The sequence below is a fragment of the Streptomyces sp. NPDC012637 genome, from assembly GCF_042954805.1.
GTDB lineage: Bacteria > Actinomycetota > Actinomycetes > Streptomycetales > Streptomycetaceae > Streptomyces.
On sequence record NZ_JBIBDS010000001.1, the window covers coordinates 1,003,401 to 1,026,852 of the forward strand.

General features: G+C 70.7%; 18 protein-coding genes. 17 read left to right on the forward strand and 1 reads right to left on the reverse strand.

All coding sequences use genetic code 11. From position 1 onward, the window contains the following. Positions 1-176: 176 nt before the first annotated feature. Positions 177-1,625, reverse strand: a complete 1,449-nt coding sequence (locus tag ACFY8W_RS04605) for an APC family permease (protein ID WP_391100163.1) — start codon at positions 1,623-1,625, stop codon at positions 177-179. Positions 1,626-2,236: 611 nt separating this feature from the next. Between ACFY8W_RS04605 and ACFY8W_RS04610 the strand changes: the two genes are divergently transcribed. The 17 genes from ACFY8W_RS04610 (at position 2,237) to ACFY8W_RS04690 (ending at position 23,333) form a co-directional block, all read left to right on the forward strand. Continuing rightward, complete coding sequence (locus ACFY8W_RS04610; RefSeq protein ID WP_391100165.1) at positions 2,237-3,772, forward strand: NAD(P)-binding protein; 1,536 nt, start codon at positions 2,237-2,239, stop codon at positions 3,770-3,772. Beyond that, on the forward strand, positions 3,765-4,700 hold the full coding sequence (locus ACFY8W_RS04615) for an alpha/beta fold hydrolase (protein WP_391100167.1): 936 nt from the start codon (positions 3,765-3,767) through the stop codon (positions 4,698-4,700). Before ACFY8W_RS04610 ends, ACFY8W_RS04615 begins: the two co-directional genes overlap by 8 nt. Continuing rightward, the gene (locus ACFY8W_RS04620; RefSeq protein WP_391100170.1) at positions 4,684-6,078 is read left to right on the forward strand and encodes an FAD-dependent oxidoreductase; all 1,395 of its coding nucleotides are present in this window, start codon (positions 4,684-4,686) and stop codon (positions 6,076-6,078) included. Before ACFY8W_RS04615 ends, ACFY8W_RS04620 begins: the two co-directional genes overlap by 17 nt. Next, the gene (locus ACFY8W_RS04625) at positions 6,075-6,779 is read left to right on the forward strand and encodes a transporter (RefSeq protein ID WP_391100172.1); all 705 of its coding nucleotides are present in this window, start codon (positions 6,075-6,077) and stop codon (positions 6,777-6,779) included. The genes ACFY8W_RS04620 and ACFY8W_RS04625 overlap by 4 nt, the downstream gene beginning before the upstream one ends. A gap of 26 nt (positions 6,780-6,805) precedes the next feature. Further along, positions 6,806-8,164 (forward strand): aldehyde dehydrogenase family protein, encoded by a 1,359-nt coding sequence (locus ACFY8W_RS04630; RefSeq protein WP_391100174.1) that lies wholly within the window; start codon positions 6,806-6,808, stop codon positions 8,162-8,164. Positions 8,165-8,192: 28 nt separating this feature from the next. Continuing rightward, entirely contained in the window at positions 8,193-9,308 is a 1,116-nt protein-coding gene (locus ACFY8W_RS04635; protein ID WP_391100177.1) for a zinc-binding dehydrogenase, read from the forward strand. 17 nt (positions 9,309-9,325) lie between these two features. Further along, a complete protein-coding gene (locus ACFY8W_RS04640; protein WP_391100180.1) occupies positions 9,326-10,582 on the forward strand; it encodes an aminotransferase class III-fold pyridoxal phosphate-dependent enzyme in 1,257 nt (418 codons plus the stop codon). Between the two features lie 101 nt (positions 10,583-10,683). Beyond that, a complete protein-coding gene (locus ACFY8W_RS04645) occupies positions 10,684-12,240 on the forward strand; it encodes an AMP-binding protein (protein WP_391100182.1) in 1,557 nt (518 codons plus the stop codon). A gap of 41 nt (positions 12,241-12,281) precedes the next feature. Then, positions 12,282-13,961, forward strand: coding sequence for an AMP-binding protein (locus ACFY8W_RS04650; protein WP_391100184.1), 1,680 nt, complete (start codon positions 12,282-12,284; stop codon positions 13,959-13,961). 3 nt (positions 13,962-13,964) lie between these two features. Further along, positions 13,965-14,741 carry a glucose 1-dehydrogenase gene (locus tag ACFY8W_RS04655; RefSeq protein ID WP_391100186.1) on the forward strand — a complete coding sequence of 259 codons (777 nt, stop codon included), beginning with the start codon at positions 13,965-13,967 and terminating at the stop codon, positions 14,739-14,741. Positions 14,742-14,770: 29 nt separating this feature from the next. Continuing rightward, complete coding sequence (locus ACFY8W_RS04660) at positions 14,771-16,009, forward strand: acyl-CoA dehydrogenase family protein (RefSeq protein ID WP_391100189.1); 1,239 nt, start codon at positions 14,771-14,773, stop codon at positions 16,007-16,009. Beyond that, the gene (locus ACFY8W_RS04665) at positions 16,009-17,109 is read left to right on the forward strand and encodes a phosphotransferase (protein ID WP_391101713.1); all 1,101 of its coding nucleotides are present in this window, start codon (positions 16,009-16,011) and stop codon (positions 17,107-17,109) included. The genes ACFY8W_RS04660 and ACFY8W_RS04665 overlap by 1 nt, the downstream gene beginning before the upstream one ends. Before the next feature lie 305 nt (positions 17,110-17,414). After that, positions 17,415-17,648 (forward strand): hypothetical protein, encoded by a 234-nt coding sequence (locus ACFY8W_RS04670; RefSeq protein ID WP_391100191.1) that lies wholly within the window; start codon positions 17,415-17,417, stop codon positions 17,646-17,648. Beyond that, positions 17,645-19,297 (forward strand): transporter, encoded by a 1,653-nt coding sequence (locus tag ACFY8W_RS04675; RefSeq protein ID WP_391100194.1) that lies wholly within the window; start codon positions 17,645-17,647, stop codon positions 19,295-19,297. The genes ACFY8W_RS04670 and ACFY8W_RS04675 overlap by 4 nt, the downstream gene beginning before the upstream one ends. Positions 19,298-19,549: 252 nt before the next feature. Then, the gene (locus tag ACFY8W_RS04680; RefSeq protein ID WP_391100196.1) at positions 19,550-20,416 is read left to right on the forward strand and encodes a phytanoyl-CoA dioxygenase family protein; all 867 of its coding nucleotides are present in this window, start codon (positions 19,550-19,552) and stop codon (positions 20,414-20,416) included. 48 nt (positions 20,417-20,464) lie between these two features. Continuing rightward, positions 20,465-22,654, forward strand: coding sequence for a SpoIIE family protein phosphatase (locus ACFY8W_RS04685; protein WP_391100198.1), 2,190 nt, complete (start codon positions 20,465-20,467; stop codon positions 22,652-22,654). 52 nt (positions 22,655-22,706) lie between these two features. Further along, a complete protein-coding gene (locus tag ACFY8W_RS04690; protein ID WP_391100200.1) occupies positions 22,707-23,333 on the forward strand; it encodes a TetR family transcriptional regulator in 627 nt (208 codons plus the stop codon). Positions 23,334-23,452: the final 119 nt, after the last annotated feature.

Sequence of the window (23,452 nt, forward strand, 5' to 3'; positions counted from 1 at the left end):
CCCACGACACGGTGCTCGGCGACACGGGACTTCGCCGGTGGCGGTTGCCTGGTACCCCACTGTCACAGGCCACGGCCGTGGTGAGAACGACACTGGGCACCGGCTTCCTCCGGGGGCGGTGCACGGTGCACAGACCGGCCGCGCCCTTGCGGCTCACGAGCTGACCGGCACGTCGCTCAGAGGCGCTCGTAGACAGCAGGTCGGCGCGCGCGCAGGACGAGGGCCTGCACCGCGCCGACCACGGCCGAGAGGGCGACGAGGCCGCCGATCACCCAGGCACCCTTGGTGGTGCCGACAAGAAGCGGGAAGTTGGCGACCATCATGCAGACCACGCAGGCCAGGCCGAGGAAGGCGACGGCCGGGGCCACGACCGTCCGCCACACCGAAGGCCGCCCGTCGGCGCGCCGGAAGAAGCCGATGACGGCGAGGCTGGTGGCCGCCATCAGCAGGACGATGCCGAGCGTGGCGGCACCGGAGAACCAGGCGTAGAGGTCTCCGATCGGGTCGAGGCCGAGCGAGGCGACGACGAGCGTGGTGACGAACGCGACCGCCGAGGCGACGGCGGAGGACGCCGACGGTGCGCGGTGCCGGGGGTGGACGACGCTCAGCGACGCCGGGAGCGCGCCGGCCCGGGACAGCGCGAACTGGTAGCGCGTCACGACGTTGTGAAAGGCCAGTACGCAAGCGAACTGGCTGGTGATCAGCAGGAGTTGCATGGCGTCGGCCCAGACGGACCCCACGTAGCTCCGCGTCAGCGTGAGGACCAGGCCCTCGGGGTCGGCCTGCGCGGCTCCGACCACCGAGTCGACGCCGGCCCCCACCACAATCGCCCACACGGTGAACGAGTAGAAGGCTCCGATCACCAGGATCGCGACGTACGTCGCCCGCGGGACCGTGACGTCGGGGTCCTTCGCCTCGTGGCGGAACACGGCCGTCGCCTCGAAGCCGATGAACCCGAAGAGGGCGAACATGACGCCGAGGCCCAGGGAGCCGGTGCCCACGATCGAGGGCGACACCGGCTCGGCCGTCAGTCCGTGGGCGCCGCCGTGGCCCACGATGCCGAGATCCAGGACCAGGAGCAGCAGGGATTCCAGCACCAGCACGGCACCGAGCACCTTGGCGCTCAGTTCGATGTCGCGATAGCCGAGGAAGGCGATGACGCCCAGCGAGACGAGCGCCCAGCCCCACCACGGGGAGCCGACGTCGGCGTACCGCTCGATGACGTTGCTGGTCGCGACCCCGACGTAGGCGTTCACCCCGACGAGAAGCAGCGTGTAGGAGAAGAGCGCGAGGGTCGCCGCCGAGAGACCGGGGATCCGGCCCAGCCCCGCCTGGACGTAGGCGTAGAAGGCCCCCGCGTCGCGTACCCGTCCGGCCATCAGCGTGAAGCCGACCGCGAAGACCAGCAGCAGCACGGTGGACAGCGCGAAGTACAGCGGCATCCCCGGGCTGCCGCTCACGGCGAAGGCGAGCGGCACCCCGCCGGCCACGAGGCCGAGCGGTGCCGCCGCGGCGACGACCATGAACACGATCTGCAACACGCCGAGCCCACGGTGGAGCGGGTTGCCCACTCCCGCTTCACCGCCGGGTCCTTCGGCGTGCCCTGTCTTGGAGAGGTCGGTCATCGCGATCACCTTTCGGCTCACGGGCCGGTACCGGCTCGTCATGGGTGGGTGAAGGGGTGCGTGAAGGTACGCCTGCGCGAACGAACGGGTGCGGGTCCCTCGCGGTGGCCGGGCCGGAGCGGCAGGAGGTGGCTCCTCCCGCCCGAGAAGACGTGCCCCGTGCGGGTTCCGGGTCGCCGGCCGCTTCCGCTCGGCCGCGATCGGGGGAGCGACGGCGGCGATCCTTCTGCGGCTCGATACGTCTGTGGGCCCCGCTACGCGGCGAGGTCGTGACGACAGCGGGTTCGACCTCTGCACACGACCTCGACCCCTGCCGTTTAGTACCACTAAACAGCAGGGGGAAACCTCTACCACCCCGGTCTTGCGCCCGCAATGGCCGCGGCAGCAAGAAACCGCTGGACGGCCGTCTCCGGCCGCCCTCCCGGAAGGGCCGGGCCGCCGTTCGGGCTGGGACCTCCGCCCGAACGTCGGACACCGTAGGGGCACAGCGGCCCGGCGCGCCTGTGCATCGTGCACCGAGCCCCGGCGAAGGAGGTGCCCGCTGTCGTTCTCGCAGGCGGTCCTCGCTGGCGACAGTGAGGCAACCGCCACAGGAACAGCGAGGAAACGCCATGACAGCTGAGGTGTTGGACGCCGTCGAGGAGTTCGACGTGGTGATCATCGGAGCGGGGATCTCCGGGATCGGCGCGGCCACCTATTTCAGCCGGGAGCTGCCCGACAAGTCGCTCGCCGTACTGGAAGCGCGCGACGACATCGGAGGCACGTGGGACCTGTTCCGCTATCCCGGCATCCGCTCGGACTCCGACCTCCACACGTTCGGATACGCGTTCAAGCCCTGGCGCCACGAAGCCGCGATCGCCGACGCTCCCCTCATCAAGGAGTACCTCCACGAGACCGTCGAGGAGAACGGCCTGGAGCGCTTCCTCAGGCTCGGCCACCGGGTCGTCCGCGCGGAGTGGTCCACGGCGGACTCACGGTGGACCCTCACCGTCCAGACGTCGGACTCCGCCACGGGAGCGACCCGGACCAGGACGATCCACGCGGGATGGGTCTTCGCCGCCACCGGCTACTACCGGTACGACGAGGGGTTCTCCCCGGAGTTCCAGGGACGGGACGAGTTCGCGGGCCGGATCGTCCATCCGCAGCACTGGCCCGAGGGACTCGACTACAGCGACAAGAAGGTCGTCGTCATCGGCAGCGGCGCGACCGCGATCACTCTGGTGCCGGCCATGACCACCGGGGCGGGCGCCGCCCGGCACGTGACGATGCTGCAGCGCACCCCCACCTACGTCATGGCGCTCCCCCGCGTCGACAAGGTCGCCCTGGCGCTCACGAAGCTGCTCGGGGAAGAGCGCGGGTACGCCGTGACGCGGTTCAAGAACATCTGGACCGAACACGCCGTCGTGAAGGGCCTGCGGACCTTCCCCAAGGCAGGACGGGCTTTCATCCGGCGCGAGAACGTCAAGCGCCTTCCCAAGGGATTCGACGTCGACAAGCACTTCAACCCGCCCTACGACCCGTGGGACCAGCGGGTGTGCGTGGCGCCGAACGGCGACTTCTTCGACGCGATCAAGGAAGGAAGGGCCTCCGTCGTCACCGACGCCGTGGCGAGGTTCAGCAAGCGCGGCATCGTCCTGGCGTCGGGCGAGGAGCTGGAAGCCGACATCATCGTCACCGCGACGGGGCTGAACCTTCGGCTCTTCGACGGCATGCCCCTCGTGGTCGACGGGCACCAGGTCGACATCGCGGACGCGCTCTGTTACCGCGGCATGCTGCTGAGCGGGATGCCGAACTGGGCGATGGCGATCGGCTACACCACCTCGTCCTGGACGCTCAAGGTGAGCCTGATGTGCCGTTACTTCATCGACCTGGTCAGGCACATGGACGCCCGCGGATACGACACGGTGGTTCCGGTCGCACCGCCGGGAACGAACCGCAGGCCCGTCATGGACCTTCAGGCCGGATACGCCAAGCGCGGCGAGAAGCTCCTGCCCAAGCAGGGACCCGAGAAGCCCTGGCGGATGGCGATGTCCTACCCCGAGGACGCCAGGGCGCTGCGCGGCCCGGTGGCGGACCAGAACCTCCGGTTCGGCACCCGCCGGGCGGCCGCGCCGGCGTCCGACGGGAGGCGAGCCACCCGTGCCTGAGACGAGCGCCGTCGAGAGCGCCGACCAGTACGCGACCCTGCCGTCCGGGATGACGATCTGCTTCCGGGACCACGGCGACAAAGACGCCCCGGCGATGCTGCTCATCGCGGGACTGGGCGAAGACCTCACCTTCTGGACCGACTCGTTCGTCGGCTCCCTCGTCGCCCACGGTTTCCGGGTCGTCGCGATCGACAACCGTGACGTCGGCCAGTCGACGTTCGTCGCCGCGCCCCCTCCCGGGCTCTGGCGTCAGATCGCCGCGCGTCCGCGCGGCGACGCGTACACGCTGGCCGACATGGGCCAGGACGCCGTCGGCGTACTCGACCATCTCGGGATCGCGCGAGTGCACCTGGTCGGGCGGTCGATGGGCGGGATGATCGCGCAGACGATCGCGGCCACGGCACCCGAGCGGGTCCTGTCCCTGACCTCCCTCTACTCCACGACCGGGGCGCGCAAGGTCGGTCAGCCGGCCCTGTCGACGATCCGGCTCCTCGCCGCCCCGCCGGCGAGGAACAGAACCGCGGCGGTCCGTGCCCACCTGAGGCTCACCCGTCACATCGCGGGAACGGAACATCCCATCGACGACGCGGCCGAGGCGGCCATCGCGGCGCGCGGCTGGGACCGCAGCGGCGGCGACCCGGCGGCCGGCACGGCGCGCCAGATCCAGGCCATCCAGCGCTCCGGGGACCGGACGGCGCAGCTGAGCCGGATCACCGCCCCGACGCTGGTCATCCACGGCGACCGGGACCTGCTGGTGCACCCGAGCGGCGGCGCCGCGACCGTCAGGGCGATCCGCTCGGCCCAGCACGTGGTCATCCCCGGCATGGGCCATCACCTCCCCGAGTCCCTCGTCGACCCCATCACGACCTACATCGCCCAGCACGCGAACCGCGTGGGTGAAGGAGGCAGTCATGTCCGGATCCCGTGAGCCCCGCTCCGGGAGCACCACGGTCGACGTCGTGGTCGTCGGTGCCGGTTTCGCCGGTCTGAGCGCGGCGGAGCGACTGGTGAGCACGGGGCGGTCCGTCCTGGTCGTGGAAGGCCGCGACCGGGTCGGAGGCCGCTCGCTCTCCGGCGAGGTGGCCGGCGTGAAGGTCGACCTCGGAGCGACCTGGGTGGCCCGGCGCCACACGGCCGTCCGGGACCTCGCGAGCCGGGTGGGGTGCACCACCACCGACCAGTTCGCCCAGGGGCGCAACGTGCTGTGGATGGCGGGCCGGCGCCGCACCTACAGCGGCACGATTCCCAAGGTCTCCCCCGCGGCCCTGGTGGACATGGCGCGCATGCAGGCGGCGGTGAACAAGCTGGTCGCGACCGTCGACGTGGACGCGGCGTGGGAGACGCCGGGGGCCGGCCGGCTCGACGCCGTCTCGTTCGGCGAGTGGCTCGACCGGAAGAACGCGCTGCCCGGCACCCGCGCGCTGATGACCGTCATCAGCAAGGTGCAGTGGGGCTGCACCCCGGGAGACGTCTCCCTGTTGCACGCACTGCGCTACATCCGTTCGGCGGGCGGACTCGACCACATGCTGGACGTCGAGGGCGGCCAGCAGCAGGACCGGATCGTCGAGACCACCCAGGAGATCGCCCAGCGGGTGGCGGAGCGGCTCGGCGACCGCGTGCGCCTGGAGACACCGGTGCGCCGCATCGCGCAGGACGACGACGGCGTCACCGTCCGGACCGACTCCGGCGAGATCCGGGCCCGGTACGCGATCGTCACGGCCTCGCCGGCGCACCGCGCCGCCATCGCCTTCGAGCCCGCTCTGTCCGAGCGGGGCGAAGGGCTGACGCGGACCTGGCGCATGGGCGTGCTGAGCAAGGCGTTCGTGGCCTATGAGAGGCCGTTCTGGCGGGCGGAGGGATGCTCCGGCGAGGCGGTGACCGACACCGGGACCGTGTTCATCACCTTCGACGTGTCCCCCGCCCCCGGCGGACCGGGCGTCCTGATGGCCTTCTGCGATCCGCGCGTCTTCGACGGCTTCGGCCCCGCGACCCGACGCGACCGGGTGGTCCGGCAGCTCGCCGACCTCTACGGTCCACAGGCGCTCGCCCCGATCGACTACGTGGACCACTGCTGGGGAGCGGAGCCCTTCGCCCCGGGCGGCCCCAATCCCGCCGTCGCCCCCTACGCGACCACAAGCTTCGGCAGGGCGCTGAGCGAGCCCCACGGGCGCGTCCACTGGGCGGGCTCCGAAACCGCCGGCGAATGGGCCGGGACCATGAACGGCGCGGTCCTGACGGGCCAGCGCACCGCCGAGAGCGTCCTCACCCTGCTGACCCGCGACGTCCGAGAGGGGGCGTCCCGATGAAGGAGACGCTGTTCCTGCTGGCCGACCTGTGGATGATCTTCGCCGGTTACTTCTACGGCTGGAGATTCATCCGCCGCTACGGCAACTACCTCCTGGGCCTCGAATGGATGGTCGTCGCGACGTCGGGCACCAACTTCCTGCTCTGGTCGCTGCTCGGGGCCAAGAGCGACAGCGTGCTGTACGACGTGGCGTACTTCTTCGACGCGTTCTCCAGGTCGGTCGGCATCACGCTCATCCTGGTCCTGGGCCTGATGAAGGTCACCCATCGCTACAAGCCGAGCCGCGGCGTCGACGTCGCCGTGTTCGGGGTCGCGATCGTGGCCGCCCTGTTCCTCCGCCCCTTCCACGGCGCGGATCTCCACACCGACCGCGGTGCGTTCTGGGTCTCCGCGTTCTACGTCGTCGTCAACCTGCTCACGGCCGCGTTCCTCTGCTTCTTCGTCAAACGGCTCTGGAGCGCGGACGCGAGGTGGCCGGCGGTCTGGACCGGACTGGTCACGGCCGCCGGGACCACCATCGCGATCACGTACGACTTCTTCCCCCTGCCGTTCGACGACGCGAACCGCACGCTCTTCTACACCGCCGCGCTGGCGACCTGGGGCACCCAGGGATTCGTCTACTTCCGCGCCTACCGCGCGCTGCACGACCGCAACGCGGCTCTGGACCCGAACCCGGCCCGCGCGGCCGGGGCCCCCGCATGAACCCGAATCACGACGAAGGAGTCAGTATGGCGAAGCGGCACGTGTACGCGGTGGTGGATCCCGCCAGCGGCAAGCTGGTCAAGGAGTACCCCACCGCGACGGACGAGACCGTCGACGCGGCGCTCGACGCGGCGGCGCACGCCTACGCGCAGTGGTCGAGGCAGACCTCCGTGGCACAGCGCGCCCAGCTGCTGCACGCCGTCGCCACCCTGCACGACGAGCGCAGCCGGCAGCTCGCCGAGATCATCCACCGGGAGATGGGCAAGCCGGTGGAGGAGGCCGTCGGGGAGGTCGAGTTCAGCGCCTCGATCTACCGGTACTACGCCGAGAACGCGGAGAGGTTCCTCACCGACGAACCGATCGAGCTCCTGGAGGGAGAGGGCACCGCCTTCGTCCGCCGCCAGCCGGTCGGCGTGCTGCTTGGGATCATGCCCTGGAACTACCCGTACTACCAGGTGGCCCGGTTCGCCGCACCCAACCTCGCCCTGGGCAACACCATCGTGCTCAAGCACGCCTCGCAGTGTCCGGAGTCGTCCGCGGCCCTCCAGGAGCTGTTCACGGACGCCGGCTTCCCCCAGGGCGCTTACGTCAACGTCCACGCCACCGGGGAACAGATCGGCCGCGCCATCGCGGACCCCCGCGTGCAGGGCGTCTCCTTCACCGGTTCGGAGCGGGCCGGCGCGGAGGTCGCCGAGAAGGCCGGGCGCAGCCTCAAGAAGGTGGTGCTCGAACTGGGCGGCTCGGACCCGTTCATCGTGCTGTCGACCGACGACCTCGACGCCACGGTCCAGGCGGCGGTCGAGGCGCGGTTCGAGAACGCCGGGCAGGCGTGCAACGCCGGGAAGCGCTTCATCGTCGCCGACGACGTCTACGACGCCTTCCTCGCCGCGTTCACCGAGAAGGTGCTCGCGCTGACCGACGGACTGGCGCCGCTCTCCTCGGTCGCCGCCGCCGAGTACGTCGAGGAGCAGGTCGGGCGAGCCGTCGCCGAGGGGGCGACCTTCGTCTCCGCACGGCAGCGCGAGGGGGCGTACTTCCCGCCCGGCGTGCTGACGGGCCTCTCCCCGGCGTCGCCGGCGGCCGCCGAGGAGCTCTTCGGTCCCGTCGCGACCGTCTACCGGGTCGGTTCCGAGGACGAGGCCGTCGAGCTGGCGAACGACACCCCGTACGGCCTTGGCTCCTACGTGTTCACGACGGACGCCGAGCAGGCGCTGCGCGTCGCCGACAGGATCGAGGCCGGCATGGTCTTCATCAACGGCGTCGGCCTCGAAGGCGCGGAACTTCCCTTCGGTGGCGTCAAGTTGTCCGGCTTCGGCCGCGAGCTGGGACGGGCGGGAATCGACGAGTTCGCCAACAAGAAGCTCATCCGCACCGCTCGGACGTGACCGCCCCCAACACGGAAGGAAGACCTTCATGACGATCGAGTTCGACGCCGCCGTCTTCAGGACGCCGAACGAACCGCTGACCATCGAGCGGGTGACGATCCCCTCGACGCCTCCGCCCGGCGAGGTGCTCGTGCGGCTCCAGGCGAGCGGGGTGTGCCACAGCGACCTCCACGTCCTCCTGGGCGAATGGGAGGTTCCTACGCCGATGATCCTCGGCCATGAGGGAGCCGGGATCGTCGAGAGCGTCGGAGAAGGCGTCACGACGCTGAAGAAGGGCGACCACGTCGTGCTGTCCTGGACGCCCTCGTGTCGCCGCTGCCGCTACTGCATCAGCGGCAGGCCCGTCCTCTGCGACATGGTGAGCGAGCACTCGGCGAACCACCTGTCGTTCGACGGCCGGCCCCGGATCACGTCCGCCGGCGGGGACGACATCCTCAGCTTCGCGGGCCTCGGAACGTTCGGCGAGTACGCCCTCGTGCCCGAGTCGGGTGCGATCGCCGTCCGGGACGACGCCCCGTTCCCGCAGGCGGCTCTGGTCGGATGCGCCGTCACGACCGGTGTCGGCGCGGCCGTCAACACCGCCAACGTGCGGCCGAGCGACACCGTGCTGGTCCTCGGCTGCGGCGGCGTCGGCCTGAACGCGATCCAGGGTGCCCGGCTCGCCGGCGCGCGGAAGATCATCGCCGCGGACATCTCCGACGAGAAGCTGGAGCAGGCGCGCGTCTTCGGTGCGACCGACCTGATCAACAACGGCCGCGAGGACTTCGCGGACCGGGTGCGGCAGCTCACCGACGGACGGGGTGTGGAGATCGCCATCGAGGCCATCGGGCTGCCCCGCACCATCGAGGCGGCCTACGAGGTCCTGACCCGGGGCGGCACGGCGGTGGTCGCCGGGCAGGTGGCGGACGGCCTGAAGGTCTCCATCGACCCCTTCGTCATGTCCGATCAGGAGCTCTCGCTCATCGGCTCGAACTACGGCTCCAGCACGCCGGATTCCGACTTCCCGCTGCTGATCGACCACTACATGAACGACCGCATCGATCTGGACTCCCTGGTGACGAGCGTGATCGGTCTGCAGGACGTCAACGAGGCGTTCGACCAGATGAAGCGCGGCATCGGCATCCGCTCGGTGATCACGTACTGAAAGGCAGGGGCGATCTCATGGCCCTGGAATCATCCCGTTCGGCCTTCGAGCGAGCCCGCCGCAGCGTCGGCGGGGGTGTGGGGTCGGGCCTGCGCGCCGCGATGCCACCCCATCCGCTCTTCGTGCGCGAGGCACGGGGCGCACACGTCTGGGACCTGGACGGCGACCGGTACGTCGACTACGTGATGGCCTGGGGGCCGCTCGTCCTCGGTCACAGTGACCCGCGTGTGCTGTCAGCGGTGTCCGAAGTCGCGACAAAGATGCAGGTCGTCGGCACCGGCCACCCGCTCGAATACCTCGCGGCGGAAGCGGTCCTCGAAGCCGTGCCGCACGGCGAGCGACTGCTGTGGAGCAACACGGGGACCGAAGCGGTGCAGGTCGCGCTGCGCCTCGCGCGCGCCGCCACGGGACGGCGCCGCGTCCTCAAGTTCGCCAAGAGCTACCACGGCTGGCACGACACCGTGTACGCCGGGATGTCCGAGGACGACTGCGATCGCCCCGCCACCCCTGGTGGGGCCGGGCAGTCGGCCAGCGTGCTCGACGACCTGGTCGTGGCTCGCTTCAACGACGTACAGCTGGCCGAGCGCTTGTTGAGCGAGGCCGTCGAGCGCGACATCGCGGCCGTGCTCGTGGACCCGGTGATGAGCAACGCTGGTGTGGAAGCACCCTCACCGCGGTTCCTGTCGACCCTGCGGACCCTCTGCGACCGGCACGGCGTCGTCCTCGTCTTCGACGAGGTGATCGCCGGGTTCCGGATCGCCCGGGGCGGGGCGGCCGAGAAGTACGGCGTCCTTCCCGACCTGTCCGTCTTCGGGAAGGCGATGGCCGGCGGTTTCACCCAGAGCGCCGTCGTCGGCCGGGCCGATCTGATCGACCAGGTGACGTCCGGCGTCGTGCACGCCGGAACCTTCAACGCCAATCCGATCGCGCTGGCGGCCGTCGCGGCGACGATGCGCGTCCTGGCCGATCCCGCGGTCTACGAGCAACTCGAACGGACCTCGTCCGAGTTCGAAGCCCTCGTCGGCGCCGTTCTCGGTTCGTCGCCCGACTTCGGCAGCTTCAACCGGGTCGGCTCGCTCCTCCAGTACGTCCCCGCCGGGGGCGCCACGGGGCTTCACGGAACGAGCGGGCTCTGGGCGGTGATCCTCGAAGGGATGCTGCGGCAGGGCTTCCTCTTCATGCCGTCCGGCAAGGTCTTCCTCAGCACGGCGCACACCACCGCCGACGTCGAGGCGACGGCCGAGGCCCTCGACCGGCTCCTGCGGAAGTTGTGACACCCGCATCGAGTCACGCGTTACCCCCACCCGCTCCGAGCCAGGCCGCGTGTTCTGTTCCCCCGCGGCCTGGCCCGGTCCACCATTCCGGAAATGGCACCATGCTGAACCTCTCGGTCCTGCTCGAGGACTCCGCCCGCACGCACCCGAACCGGGACGCGGTCGTCCTCGGCACGACGCGTCTCACCTACGCCCAGATCGACGCCGCCGCCAATCAGGTCGCCAACCTCCTGGTCGACCGCGGCATCTGGCCCGGCGACAAGGTCGCGCTCAGTTGTCCGAACGTGCCCTGGTTCCCGATCGTCTACTACGGGATCCTCAAGGCCGGGGCCGTCGTCGTCCCCCTCAACGTCCTGCTCAAGGGCCGGGAGGTCGCCTACCACCTCGCCGACTCGGAGGCGAAGGCGTACTTCTGCTTCGAGGGCGGCGAGGGCCTGCCGATGGGAGCGGAGGGGCACGCCGGGTTCAGCGAGACCCCTGCCTGCGAGCACTTCTTCCTCATCACCGCCGACCCCTCGGCGGACAGCCCGTTCGAGGGCGTCGAGACCATGGGCGCCGCGCTGCGGGGCACCGCGGCGACGTTCGACAGCATCGGGACGTCGGGGGACGACCCGGCCGTGCTGCTCTACACCAGCGGTACGACAGGGCAGGCGAAGGGCGCCGAACTCAGCCACGCCAACCTGGTGCTCAACGCCCTCGCGGTCAACCAGCTGTTGGAGAACCGGCCGGCGCTGGACACCCATCTGGTCGTGCTGCCGCTGTTCCACTCCTTCGGCGCGACCGTGCAGTTGAACGCCGGCTTCTCGACGGCGAGCACGCTGGTGCTGCTGCCGCGGTTCGACGCCCGGCAGGCGGTGTCCCTGATGCAGCGGGAGGACATCACCGTCTTCGCGGGTGTCCCCACCATGTGGTGGGGTCTGTTGCAGGCGCTCACCGAGGACGTCGATGTCGAGAGGATCGCGAGGAACCTGCGCGTCGGAGTCTCCGGCGGCGCCGCGCTCCCCGCGGAACTCATCAAGCAGGTCAGGGAGCGACTGGGCGTCCAGGTCCTGGAGGGCTACGGCCTCTCCGAAACCTCGCCGGTGGTGACCTTCAGCGATCCGGCGCGGGAGCCCCGTCCCGGGTCGATCGGCGTGCCGATCTGGGGCGTCGAGGTCAAGCTCGTCGACGCGGACTGGTCGGAGGTCGAGGACGACGGCACCGGCAGCGCTGTCGGCGAGATCGCGGTCAAGGGCCACAACGTGATGAAGGGCTACCACGGCCGCCCCGAGGCCACCGCCGAAGCCGTCAGGGACGGTTGGTTCCGCACCGGCGACCTGGCCCGCAGGGACAAGGACGGCTTCTACTACATCGTCGACCGGGCGAAGGACCTGATCATCCGCGGCGGCTTCAACGTGTACCCGCGCGAGATCGAGGAGGTCCTGATGACGCACCCGGCGATCAGCCTGGCCGCGGTCGTCGGCGTGCCGCACGAGAGCCACGGCGAGGAGATCAAGGCATTCGTCATCCTCGAGCGCGGCGCCGAGGCCCGCCCCGACGAGCTGGTCGCCTGGGGCAAGGAGCAGATGGCCGCCTACAAGTACCCGCGCATCGTGGAGATCGTGCAGACCCTCCCGATGACGTCCACCGGAAAGATCCTCAAGCGCGAGCTCACGTGACCGGCGCGCCGAGGCACGGACATGGGTGGGAAGGACGGCAGATGACAGTGGATGAGGGCCGCCGGCGGGACACGTTCTCCGACGGGTCCGGTACGCGGACGGACGCGGTTCCCGGCTCGCTCGTGGCCGCCTGGAAGGCACGCGTGGCGAAGAACCCGGAGGGCATCGCGCTCCGCTTCTTCGACGGTGCTCTGTCCGCGCGGGAGGTGGACGCGGCATCGGACGCCCTGGCCGCCGCGTTCGAGGCCCGCGGGACCGGCCGGGGTGATCGCGTCGGGGTGTACCTGCAGAACGTGCCGCAGTACGCGCTGGTGCTGCTGGCGCTGTGGAAGCTGGGGGCCACGGCGCTGGGGCTCAACCCGATGTACCGGCGCCAGGAGCTCCGCCGGATCATCGACGACTCCGGGGCGGTCGGCGTCGTCTGCGCGGACGAGGACGTCCACGAGACGCTCGGCACGCTCGCGGGGAGTTCGGTGCGGTGGCTGATCAGCACGTCGGCGCTGGACTACCAGTCGCGGAACGATCCGCGGGTCTTCGCGACGACGAAACGCCCGGCCCCCGCGCCGGACGGCGACCTGGTGGCCCTGATCGGCGAGTTCGCGGGCCGCGGCCCCTCGTCCGTGGAGCCGACCCGCGACGACGTCGCGTTCCTGACGTACACCTCGGGGACGACGGGCCCGCCGAAGGGCGCCATGAACACCCACGGCAACGTCCTGAGCGTGGTGGGGACCTGCGCGTCGTGGATGGGTGTGGGCGACGGGGACGTCGTGTTCGCCATGGCCCCGCTGTTCCACATCACCGGCGCCGTGGTCAACGCGACGATCTCCCTGCTCACCGACACCACGCTCGTCCTGGCGGGCCGGTTCCACCCCGAGGTCGCCCTGGAGACCTTCGCCGAGTACGGGGTGACCTACACGATCGGCTCCATCACCGCGTACAACGCGATCTACGAGCTCCCGCAGGCCGGACCGGAGCACTTCGCGACGGCGAAGGCCCTGTACTCCGGGGGCGCGCCGATCCCGCCGACGACCGTCGAGCGGTTCCGGCAACGGTTCGGCGTCTACCTCCACAACGGCTACGGCATGACCGAGACGACGTCCGCCGTCATCGCCGTGCCGCCGGGTGAGCGGGCACCGGTGCACCTGCCGAGCGGGACGCTGTCCGTCGGCAAGCCGCTGCCGCATCTCACCGCGCGCGTCGTCGACCTGCACGGTGATCCCTTGCCGAGCGGGGAGCAGGGCGAACTCGAACTGAGCGGGCCGCAGGTGGTGCCTGGGTACTGGGGCAAGCCCGAGGCCACCCGCCGGACGATGCCGGAGGGCCGGCTGCGTACCGGTGACGTCGCGGTGATCGACGAGGAGGGCTGGGTCTACCTGGTGGACCGGCTCAAGGACCAGATCAACGTGTCCGGGTACAAGGTCTGGCCGCGCGAGGTCGAGGACGCGCTGTACGAGCATCCGTCGGTCCTGGAGGCCGCGGTCGTCGGGCAGCCGGACGCGTACCGCGGGGAGACCGTCGTCGCGTACGTCTCGCTCAAGGCGGGTCTGAACGCCACGGCGGAAGAACTGATCGCGTTCTCCCGCGACCGGCTGGCCGCTTACAAGTGCCCCCGCACGATCCATTTCCTCGCCGACCTTCCCAAGACCCAGAGCGGCAAGATCCGGCGCGCCGAACTCCGTGACACGGACGGCACCGGGCCGGCGCGCCTCGCGAAGGACTGATCCATGAGCAAGAACCACACCGGCCGCTTCTCGGGCCGCACCGCCGTCGTGACCGGAGCGAGCCGGGGCATCGGTCTCGCCGTCGCCGAACGGCTCGTCGCCGAAGGGGCGCGCGTGTGCCTGACCGCGCGCAAGGCCGGTCCCCTCGAAGAGGCGGCGGCCTCCCTCCCCCCGGGCAGCGTCATCACCGTCGCCGGCAGGGCGGACGATCCCGACCACCGCCGCGAGGTCCTGGACACCGTCGCGCGCGAGTTCGGCGGGCTCGACGTCCTCGTGAACAACGCGGGCATCAATCCCGCCTACGGCCCCGTCATCGGCCTGGACCTCGATGTCGCCCGCAAGGTCCTGGAGGTCAACGTCCTGGCCACCCTCGCCTGGGTGCAGGACGCCGTGGCCCACCCGAAGCTCGGTTTCACCGAACGTCGGGGCGCCGTCGTGAACCTCTCCTCCGTCACCGGCGACACCCCGTCACCCGGCATCGGCCTCTACGGCGTGAGCAAGGCGGCGGTCTCCCACCTGACCCGGACCCTGGCCGCCGAACTCGGCCCGGAGATCCGCGTCAACGCGGTGGCCCCCGCCGTGGTGAAGACCCGGTTCGCCGAAGCCCTGTACGAGGGCAAGGAGGCCGAGGCCGCCGCCGACTACCCGCTGCGCCGCCTGGGCGAGCCGTCGGACGTCGCCTCCGCCGTGGCCTTCCTGGCCTCGCAGGACGCCTCCTGGGTCACCGGGCGCGTTCTCACCGTAGACGGCGGCCTCACGGTCGCCGGCGGCACCGCGTAACGACCGCACCCATCCCACAAAGGACAGCCATGACTACCCCTGACCTTCCGCCCGAGGTCGCCGAACTCGCGGAGCGCACGCGCCGGTTCATCCGCGAGACCGTCATCGACGCCGAACCCGCCCCCGGCGGACGTCTCGACCGGGCCACCCGCGACCGGCTGCAGGCCGCCGCGAAGGAGGCCGGCGTCTTCGCGCCGCTCGTGCCGAAGCAGTACGGCGGGCAGGGCCTGCCCATCGAGCACTGGTCGCCGGTCCTCCAAGAGGCCGGCTACTCGCCGATCGGCCCCAGCGTGCTCAACTGCATGGCCCCCGACGAGGGCAACATGCACATGCTCAACCTCATCGCCACCGAGGAGCAGAAGAAGCGGTATCTCGCGCCTCTGGCGGCCGGCGACGTCCGGTCCTGCTTCGGGATGACCGAGCCCCACCCCGGAGCGGGATCCGACCCGGCGGCGCTGCGGACCACCGCCGTACGCGCGGACGGCGGCTGGATCATCGACGGCCACAAGCGGTTCACCAGCGGAGCCGTCGGTGCCGCGTTCTGCATCGTCATGGCGCGCACCCCTGCCGTCGACGGCTCCCCCGAGGGGGCCACCATGTTCCTCGTCGACATGACGAACCCCGGGATCCGGGTCGGCGAGGCGATCCACACCGTCGACCGCGCCATCGACGGCGGCCACCCGCACCTGTACCTGGACAACTGCTTCGTCCCCGACGCCGCGGTCCTCGGCGAGGTCGGCCTCGGCTTCCGGTACGCGCAGGTACGGCTCGGCCCCGCGCGGCTCACGCACTGCATGCGGTGGCTGGGGCTGGCGCGCCGGGCGCACGACATCGCCCTCGACCGGGCCGCGAAGCGGGAGCTGTTCGGCGGTCCGATCGACTCGCTCGGCCTGGCCCAGCACCTGATCGCCGAGTCCGTCATCGACATCGAGACCTCCGACGCGATCATCACCAAGACCGCGGCCCTGCTGCACAGCGACCCGAAGGCGGGCTCGGCGATGTCCTCGGTCGCCAAGGTCCACTGCTCCGAGGCGATCTACCGGGTGATCGACCGTGCCGTCCAGATCTGCGGCGGCGACGGCGTCTCCGACGGACTCCCCCTCGCCCAGTACCTGAACGAGGTACGTCCGTTCCGCATCTACGACGGCTCCAACGAGACCCACCGGTGGGCCATCGCACGCCGTGCCTCGGCCGGTCGGCGGGCCACTGTCCAGGCCGGTGAGCGATACCTGGGCGACGCCGTCGGCGGCCGGGACGCGGGCGCGTGATGCACACCGTCCCCGACGGCGTGGAGGTCGTCGCGAGCCGCGAGCGGGCCCGTCATCTCGACAGCCCTCCGCTCCTGGTCCTCGACGCGGTCACCGGCTTCCTCGACGCACACGACATCGGTAGCGGGCCGATCGCGTGGCAACGCATCGGCGACGGCCACTCCAACGTCACCTACCTGATCGAACGTGGCGGTGAGTCCGTCGTCCTGCGCCGCGGCCCGCGCCCGCCGCTGCCGAAGTCGACGCACGACATGGTGCGCGAGGCCCGCATCCAGAAGGTCCTCCACGGGCACGGGGTACCGGTGCCGGAGATCCTCGCCGTCTGCGAGGACGACGACGTCCTGGGCGTGCCGTTCTACCTCATGTCCCGGCTCGACGGCACGGTCGTCACCGACACGATCCCGCCCCACCTCGCCCCCGCCGAACAGCGCCGGCTGACCAGCGAGGCGGTCGTCGACACCCTCGTCGCCCTGCACGGCATCGATGTCACCGAAGGGGAACTCGCCTCCCTGGGCCGCCCCGAGGGGTATCTGCGTCGACAGGTCGAGCGGTTCCGCGGCCTCTGGGAGGTCAACACCACCCGCAGCCTGCCCGCGGTGGAGCGCATCGCGGACTGGCTCGCCCAGAACCTGCCGACGAGCCAGGCGGCCTCGGTGGTGCACGGCGACTACCGCATGGGCAACCTCATGTTCGCCCCGCAGGCCCCGGCCAGGGTCCTCGCGATCCTGGACTGGGAGATGGCCACGCTCGGCGACCCGCTCGCGGACCTGGGCTACCTCACCGCCACCTGGTCCGAGGCAGGCCGCCCCACCACCCCGCTCGAACTCACCAAGGTGACCCGTTCACCCGGCTACCTCACCCAGCGCCAACTGGCAGAGCGCTACCAGCGCCGCACGGGCCTCGATCTCACCCCGCTCCCCTGGTACCAGGCCCTCGCCCTCTGGAAGGCGGCGATCTTCTGCGAGGCCATCCACACCCGCTGGCTGCGCGGCGAGCGCCCCCACGACACCACCTTCGGACCGTCGCTCGAAACAGGCGTCCCCCGGCTCCTGGAGCGGGCCGGGCACTACGCCGGCCTGACCGCGACCAGCCGCCGCTGACGCCCGACGCCGCGGTGCGAGGCGCTTCACCAGCCTCACCGCGGCCGGGCCGTCGTGCTCTGACGTCACGCCGAGGCCGCCGTTCGCCGTAGAGCCGACGTGACCTCCTCCGCGGACGTCGCGCCACCGTCCGACCTCGGCGGTCGCCGGCATGGCTTCCGACCGGTACGGAGCACGGCTGCACCGCCCGTCCTCGACGGCTGCGACCGTCCCGCACCCCCTCGCACCGAGTCCGTCTTCCCTGTCCTCCAGAGAGAGGTCCCGTGTCCTCCGATTCCTCCCAGCATTCCCCCCGTGACACACGGATGCTGGTCACCGTCAACGCGCTGCCGCTCGCCGTCGGCGTCCTGCTCTCCTGCTCCACGACTCTCGGAGAGATCTCCGTGTACGGCCGTCTCACCCTCGCCATCACGTGGGCATTCACCCAGCTGGTCGTCCTCGTCGGCGGGACCTGGTGGTACGAGAACCGGGCCGCGTCCTCCTTCGCACCGGCCTCGGCGACGACTACCGCCTCCCGTTCGGCCGGGGGCGCGTGGTGACGACGCACCTCCTGAGCGTCGGCTCGCCCGATCTCATCGGCACCGCCGCGAGGGGCGCGGTGATCAGCGCCTTCCTCGTCTTCATCGGCCTCTGCCTGCTGTGGGTCTTCACGCTCGCCACGCAGGACGACGACCCGGAACGCCTCTACGTCGCCGGCCGGTCCCTCCCGCCCGTCTTCAACGGCGTCGCGATGGCGGGAGAACAGATCACGGTCGTCATCCTGGTCTCGCTGCCGGGAGCGATCGCCCTCTTCGGCTACGACGGAGTCTCGACCGCCGTCGACAGCGCCCTCGCACTCGGCGTCTTCCTGCTCCTCGCCTCCAGGATTCGCGCGACCCGCCGCTACACCCTGGGCGAGCTGTTCTCCCTGCGCGCCGAGGGGCCGGGAGTACGGATCGCGGGTGCCGCGGTGACACTGTGCATCGCCGTGCCCCTGCTCATGGTGCAACTGCGGGCCGGCGGCATCACCACCGCCCTTCTGATCGGCATGCCGAGCGAGCGGGCCCAGGTGGTGTGCACGGTGCTGATGGGACTCCTGGTCACGTGCTTCGCAGGGGTGGCCGATCTGCGCGGCACCAGTTTCGTGCAGGCCGCCAAAGTGCCCGTAGCCTTGGCGACGCTCGCCGCGGTGACCCTGCTGGCGCTGCGCTTTTTCGACTGGAGTCCCGGATCCCTGCTGTCGGCCGCCATGGACAAGAGCGTGTCGCCGGACGAGTACCTCAGCCCTGGACTGTGGAAGCACTCCGCCGGAGGCGGAGCGCTCGGCACGCTCAGTGACCACATCGTCGTCATCCTCGGAACCGCGATGATGCCCCACCTGCTCCTGCGCGTCAGCGCCAGCCGGGACGTGCCCGCCGCCCGGCGCTCACTGAGCGTCGCCGTCGGGCTGACCGGCCTCTTCTATCTGCTGCTGATCACGACCGGCTTCGCCGCGGCCGCGGTGGTGGGCAGCGGACGGATCGGAGCGGTCGACGCGAAGGGGCAGGGAGCACCGATCCTCCTGGCGTCGGAGGTGCTCCCCCACCACTCCACCGGCCGGGTCGTGCTCATCACCCTCGTGGCCTGTGTCGCCTTCCTCGCCGTGCTCACGGCCGTGGCGAGCGTGACCTTCGCCGCCGCCGTCTCCGTGACCCGCGACCTGCTCGGGCGGGAGGGCCGTGCCCGGATCGGGATCGGAGAGCCGGCGGTCCTGCGGCTGTCCGTCGTCGCGCTCTGCGTCGTGAGTCTTCTGCTCACCACCGCCGTACACCGCTATCCCATCGAGTTCCTCCTCGCCTTCTCGCTGAGCCTCGCGGCCACGTGCGTGTTCCCCGCGGTCGTCTACTCGTTCCTCTGGACCGGCTTCAACCGCCGCGGGCTGCTGTGGCTCGTCTACGGAGGGCTGTCCCTGTGCACCCTCCTGACCCTCGCCTCCCCCGCTGTGTCCGGGACGAAATACGCGCTGCTGCCGGAGCAGGACTTCAACCTGTTCCCGCTCCACACCCCCGGCCTGGTCTCCGTACCGGCGGCCTTCCTCCTCGGATGGCTCGGCAGCACGCGTCCCTGGGAGCGGACCGCACACCCCCGGCACACGACGCCGGGACCCGCTTCTGCCCGTAGCGCACCCGGAGCTCGCGTCGACTCCGGCAAGGACGCCGTGAGCGGATAGCTCCGCCGTGCCCGCGACCGGACTGTGCATCGTGCACCGGGCCCGGGCGAAGCAGGTGCCCGCTGTCGTTCTCGCCTGCGGTACCGGCTGGCGACAGTGAGACGACCACCACAGGAACAACGCGGAAACGCCATGACCACGAACCCACCTGACCGTCGCGGGGACGCTGCGCGGGAGTCCCCGGAAGACGGAACGCCCGCGGCTGATCGAACGGTCGATCAACCGCGCTTCGGATCGAGGAAGAGGACGCACATGACGACACAGAAGAAGACCCAGGCGCTGACGTCCGTGGCGAACGACACGCCGGCGGAGGAGATCCTCGAGATCGTGACCCGTGACGGCGGCGTCATCATCAAGGGTTTCCTGACGCAGGAGCAGATCGTCCGCTTCAACGCCGAGATCGAGCAGCCGCTGCGGGCGCTCGCCCCGGGCTCCACCCACGAGGACGAGATCGTGGCCGCGTTCCACGGCAGCAACACCAAGCGCCTCACGAACCTGGTGACGCACAGCGCCACGTTCCGCAGCGAGGTCATCGACCATCCCCTGGTCCACGAGATCAGCGACCTGGTCTTCCTGCAGGAGTCGGGCACGTACTGGATGACCACCGCCCAGGTGATCGAGATCGGCCCCGGCAATAAGGCGCAGATGCTCCACCGCGACCTGGAGAACTGGTTCCCGTTCATCGGCATGGGGCCCGGCGGGCCGGAAGTCACCATCAACTTCCTGGTCGCCCTGACCGACTTCACGGAGGAGAACGGCGCCACCCGCGTCATCCCCGGAAGCAACCACTGGAGCGACTTCGAGGACCGCGGGACCCCCGAGCAGACGATCCCCGCCGTCATGAACGCCGGGGACGTCCTCCTCATCAGCGGCAAGACCGCGCACGGCGGCGGGGCGAACCGGACCGGCGACGAGTACCGGCGTGGCCTCGCCTTCACCTTCAACGCGGGCTTCCTCACCGGCGAGGAGGCGTACCCCTTCCTCGTCGACAGGGAGCTCGCCAAGACGCTCTCGCCGCGCGTCCAGCGCATGCTCGGCTTCCGCTCCCAGTACCCCACGGGCTCTCCCGGCCTGTGGCAGGTCGACTACGCCGACCTGGGCGACCACCTCGGCCTCTGAGAGCCGGGTCGTTCAGAGGCCGCCACAGCCGTCCGAGGAGCGCACGCCATGGCTTTCCCGTACATTCGCACTATGGGAACCGAGGTCGATGCGTTCCTTGGTCAGCTGGCCCGCCGCCTCAGACCGCAGGTGAAGACGCTGGCCGGCCTGCTGCTCCAACGCCTGAACGGCGAGCTCCCCGAGCTGTGGGAGAACGCGGACATCGCTGCCCTGACCCTGGAGGAGACCGCCCAGCACGTCACCGCCCTGCTGGACCTCCTGGAGGCCCGCCCCGGCGCGAGCGCGCCGGAAGCTCCTCCGGCCGCCTTGGACATCGCCCGCCTCTACGCCCGGCGGGGGATCCCGGTGAGCCGGCTCCTCCGCGCCTACCGGCTCGACCATCTCACCCTGCTCGAACAGCTGCAGGCCGAGGCTCCCCGCCTCACCGGCGACTGGCGCATGGTCAACCAGGCCACGGTGAGGCTGGTCGCAATCGGTTTCGACTACGTGGACCGTTCCTCGGAAGAGGTCGTCGCCGCCTACCAGGAGGAACGCGACCGTCTGCTGCAGCGTCGGCTCGCCCTCACCGACAGAGCGAGCAAGCGGATCGGGACCACGCTCGACATCTCCCGCACCGCGGAGGAGCTGACCGAGGTCTGCACCGAGGACTTCGCCGACTTCGTCACCGTCGACCTCTTCGACTCCGCACTCGACGAGACCGGCACCGGTCCACCGGAGGCCCTGACGCAGCGCCGCGTCGCCCAGCGCTCCGTCCTCGACGACTGTCCGGAGTCCCCGCTCCGCGTCGGTGGGACCCACACCTACCCCGACGACTCGGAACCGGTTCGCGCACTGACCACCGGACGGTCCGTCCTGCACCACATCGCCGGGACCGAGATGCCCTCGTGGGTGGCGCCGTCGGAGTCCCACGGCCGAGCACTGCGCGACCTCGGTCTCCACTCCGTACTCCTCGTGCCTCTGCACGCCCGTGGGGACACCCTCGGTCTGGTGCAGTTCGTACGCCATCGCACCTCGGCCCCCTTCGACGACGACGACCTCCTGCTGGCGCAGGAGATCGTCTCCAGGGCGGCGGTGTCCATCGACAACGCCCGCCGGTACACCCATGAGCGTTCCACCGCGCTCGCGCTCCAGCGGACCCTGCTGCCGCGGAACACGGTGAAACACGCGGCCGTCGAAACCGCCTCGCGCTACCTGCCCGCCGGATCCCGAGCCGGCGTGGGCGGCGACTGGTACGACGTCATTCCCCTGTCCGGGGCCCGCGTCGCGCTGGTCGTCGGCGACGTGGTCGGTCACGGCCTGCGCGCCGCCGCCACCATGGGCCGGCTCCGCACGGCCGTCCGTGCCTTCGCCGACATCGACCTCATGCCCGACGAACTCCTCACCCATCTGGACGACGTGGTCATCCGCATGCAACGCGAGGAGTCGCCGGACGAGGGCGAGACCAGCGCCACCTGCCTGTACGCGATCTACGACCCCGTCTCGCGCAGGTGCTCGCTGGCCAGTGCCGGCCATGTCCCGCCGACCGTGGTGACCCCCTCGAAGATCAGCGAGAACTTGCCGGAGGTACCGATCGGACCGCCTCTCGGCCTGGGTGGACTCCCCTTCGAAACCACGGAGTTCGAACTGCCGGAGGACAGCCTGCTGGTCCTGCACACCGACGGGCTGATCGCCGGCCGCACGCGTGACGTGGACCAAGGACTCGCCACGCTGCACGACGTCCTGACCTCGGCGCCGGACTCGCTGGAGGAGATCTGCGACCGACTCCTGGCCGCACTGCTGCCCGGCCGCCCCGCCGACGACGTCGCCCTGCTCGTCGCCCGGACCCATGCCCTCGACCCGGACCACGTGGCCACGATGGACCTCCCGTCCGATCCGGCAGCCGTGTCCGGGGCCCGCCGCTTCGCCTCCGACGTCCTGACTGCCTGGGGGGTGGAGGAACTTTCCTTCACCACGGAGCTGATCGTCAGCGAACTGGTCACGAACGCGATCCGCTACGGCAAGAGCCCCGTCCAGCTGCGACTGATCCTCCAGTCGACGCTCACCTGCGAGGTCTCCGACGCCAGCAGCACCGCCCCGCATCTGCGCCGCGCCCGGATCTTCGACGAAGGCGGCCGCGGTCTGCTCCTCGTCGCCCAGTGCGCGGAGCGCTGGGGCACGCGGCACGGTCGCGAGGGAAAGGTCATCTGGGCCGAGCAGGCCCTCCCCTCGGACAGCGCGTCGACTGCCGAAGTGGCGTAACGCCTGGTCCGGACCGACTTGATCGCTCGACTAAGTCGATATAGTGGGTCCTATGGCTCATGTTTCCGCGGCGGAGCGCCGCCCCCAGCTGATCAAGGCGGCCATCGACCTCATGACCCGGGAGGGCGTCGCCGCGGGGAGCACCCGTGCCATTGCCGCGGAGCTCGGTGTCGCACAGGCCACCGTCCACTACACCTTCGGCACGAAGGAGGACCTGTACCGAGCCGTCATGGACCAGATCACCGACGAGCTGGTCGCGCAGGTGCGGCGGGCGGCGCCGGAGGACGCGGGCTTCGAGGAGACCTTCAGCGCCCTGGCGGGTGCCCTGTGGGGCACCGTGCGCGAGCCGACGTCGCACCACCAGCTGCTCAGCGAGCTGACCATGTTCGCCCTGCGCGTGCCCGGTCTCAACGAGGCCCGGCAGAGCCACTACCGGCGGGTCATAGAGGTGACCGCGCAGGTGATCGCGGAGACGGCCGAGAGGACGGGGCAGGAACTGGCCGAGTCCCCGGAGACGGTGGCCCGGTTCTTCCTCTCCGGCTTCGACGGGCTCACTATGCAGGTCCTCCAGTGCCTGCCGGACGAGGCCACCGAGCGGACGGGGCTGAGGGCACTCGTGGGCGCCACCGTGGCGCTGGCCAAGGGGGACCTCGACCTGCCTGACGTACCGATGGCCTGACGCGACGCGAAAACGGTGGTGGGGGGCCCCCGCGGGGGGGGCCCCCCCCCGGGGGGGGGGGGGGGGCGCCGGCCCCCCCCCCCCCCCCCGCGCCGCCCGCCCCCCCCCCCCCCGCGCGC

Bases quoted from the DNA above. Each gene is read 5' to 3' on its own strand.
- ACFY8W_RS04605 (WP_391100163.1), bottom strand. From the start codon at position 1,625: ATGACCGACCTCTCCAAGACAGGGCACGCCGAAGGACCCGGCGGTGAA.
- ACFY8W_RS04610 (WP_391100165.1), top strand. From the start codon at position 2,237: ATGACAGCTGAGGTGTTGGACGCCGTCGAGGAGTTCGACGTGGTGATC.
- ACFY8W_RS04620 (WP_391100170.1), top strand. From the start codon at position 4,684: ATGTCCGGATCCCGTGAGCCCCGCTCCGGGAGCACCACGGTCGACGTC.
- ACFY8W_RS04625 (WP_391100172.1), top strand. From the start codon at position 6,075: ATGAAGGAGACGCTGTTCCTGCTGGCCGACCTGTGGATGATCTTCGCC.
- ACFY8W_RS04630 (WP_391100174.1), top strand. From the start codon at position 6,806: ATGGCGAAGCGGCACGTGTACGCGGTGGTGGATCCCGCCAGCGGCAAG.
- ACFY8W_RS04635 (WP_391100177.1), top strand. From the start codon at position 8,193: ATGACGATCGAGTTCGACGCCGCCGTCTTCAGGACGCCGAACGAACCG.
- ACFY8W_RS04640 (WP_391100180.1), top strand. From the start codon at position 9,326: ATGGCCCTGGAATCATCCCGTTCGGCCTTCGAGCGAGCCCGCCGCAGC.
- ACFY8W_RS04645 (WP_391100182.1), top strand. From the start codon at position 10,684: ATGCTGAACCTCTCGGTCCTGCTCGAGGACTCCGCCCGCACGCACCCG.
- ACFY8W_RS04650 (WP_391100184.1), top strand. From the start codon at position 12,282: ATGACAGTGGATGAGGGCCGCCGGCGGGACACGTTCTCCGACGGGTCC.
- ACFY8W_RS04655 (WP_391100186.1), top strand. From the start codon at position 13,965: ATGAGCAAGAACCACACCGGCCGCTTCTCGGGCCGCACCGCCGTCGTG.
- ACFY8W_RS04660 (WP_391100189.1), top strand. From the start codon at position 14,771: ATGACTACCCCTGACCTTCCGCCCGAGGTCGCCGAACTCGCGGAGCGC.
- ACFY8W_RS04665 (WP_391101713.1), top strand. From the start codon at position 16,009: ATGCACACCGTCCCCGACGGCGTGGAGGTCGTCGCGAGCCGCGAGCGG.
- ACFY8W_RS04670 (WP_391100191.1), top strand. From the start codon at position 17,415: ATGCTGGTCACCGTCAACGCGCTGCCGCTCGCCGTCGGCGTCCTGCTC.
- ACFY8W_RS04680 (WP_391100196.1), top strand. From the start codon at position 19,550: ATGACGACACAGAAGAAGACCCAGGCGCTGACGTCCGTGGCGAACGAC.
- ACFY8W_RS04685 (WP_391100198.1), top strand. From the start codon at position 20,465: ATGGCTTTCCCGTACATTCGCACTATGGGAACCGAGGTCGATGCGTTC.
- ACFY8W_RS04690 (WP_391100200.1), top strand. From the start codon at position 22,707: ATGGCTCATGTTTCCGCGGCGGAGCGCCGCCCCCAGCTGATCAAGGCG.